Source organism: Halocola ammonii (assembly GCF_049334165.1).
Classification (GTDB): domain Bacteria; phylum Bacteroidota; class Bacteroidia; order Flavobacteriales_D; family Sanyastnellaceae; genus JBEGHD01.
In genome coordinates, this window is sequence record NZ_JBEGHD010000033.1 from 1 (window position 1) to 1,467 (window position 1,467).

General features: G+C 47.7%; 1 protein-coding gene. It reads left to right on the forward strand.

Annotation, left to right across the window (positions count from 1 at the left end; all coding sequences use genetic code 11):
- Positions 1-1,114: IS110 family RNA-guided transposase (locus ABHV44_RS16115; RefSeq protein ID WP_459075744.1), on the forward strand; the 1,114-nt coding region annotated here is incomplete at its 5' end.
- Positions 1,115-1,467 lie beyond the last annotated feature (353 nt).

Sequence of the window (1,467 nt, forward strand, 5' to 3'; positions counted from 1 at the left end):
TAGCATCCATGTAAAAGCAGCGTCCTTGGCTAACTTTAAGTTCAAAAAAGCTAAAGATATGAAAGTCAAGGACACTGCAGATAAGGAGCTGTTTGTGGGGATTGATATTCACAAACGCAGCTGGAAGATACATACTTCCACGGATTTATTCAATGGCACGAGTTTAACAATGCCGGTTGATCCGATTAAACTAAAGAATTGGGTAGACAAGCTCTACCCTGGCCACAAGGTAAGTTGTGCCTACGAAGCAGGATGCTGCGGCTACAGTGCACATCGGATGTTTCGGGCATTTGGCTGGCGATCGATTGTTTTCAATCCAGCCGATCTTTCGCGCACCGGCAAGGCGCAGTATCAAAAAACCGACAAAATTGACGCACAGTTGATTTGTCGGGAACTCAAAGATGGCCGGCTGCACGGAATCACTGTTCCGGATCCAGAGCGCGAACAACTCCGCAGTTTGTTTCGGGCACGCAACAATCTGGTAAAGGACCTGAGGCGCACGAAGTCCCGGATCAAAAGCCAGTTGCTGTTTATGGGAATCAAGGTTCCCCAAGAGTTCGATAACCCCAATTGGTCGAAGGCTTTTTTGGAGTGGATATCGAGCCAGGAGTTTGCTTACAACACCGCCAAAGAAAGCCTGCAGAGCTTACTTCGTCAATACCAGTTTGTGGATGAACAGCTGCGCGATGCTAGCAACCGATTGAGAGCCTGGTGCCGCAAACACCAAAAAAGAGATTACAACCTATTGCGCAGCATACCGGGAATAGGAGGGATCACTGCATGTGGGATATTGAGTGAGTTGGGAAACCTGAGGCGATTTGGTAACTTCCGTCAACTCTCGGCTTACGTGGGATTGATCCCCGGAGTGAGCGAGAGTGGAGAAAAACAAGCCACCAGCCGGATGAACCCACGAGGAAACCGAATCATGCGGAGCTACTTTGTGGAAGCCGCATGGCAAGCCCTTCGCTTCGACCCGGTGATGCAGCAATACTACCGCAGCCATGCCGGCAAAGACAGCAAAGCAATAATTGTGAAGGTGGCCAATAAACTTTTGAGACGAACTCTGGCAGTGATCAAAACAGGCATACCTTACCAACCAGGAGTAGTGCAGTAGAAAACAAAACATAACACCTTTGGTGCTCAAAGAAAATACAAGGTATTAATCAAGAGGACCTCAAAACAACACCGGTGACTTTGGTTTAACTGAAGATCACAAGCTATAGCAAGGGGCCTTTTTACCTGATGGAATCAAATTGATGCTGGTGGTGTCGGCCTTTTGCCGGCAACTACACATAGGAGGTAGAGCCAAAAGGATAGCTGTTGACTTGGTGGACAACTCACCGCCCACACGGGAGCCTCGCGAAGTTGACCACAACCCAACAGCCCAACACCAACTACAATGACATAAAAGAGTATAGAAAAATATTATTTATTACTTTTAGAGTGAGCTGAGGGCTTTACATAGGA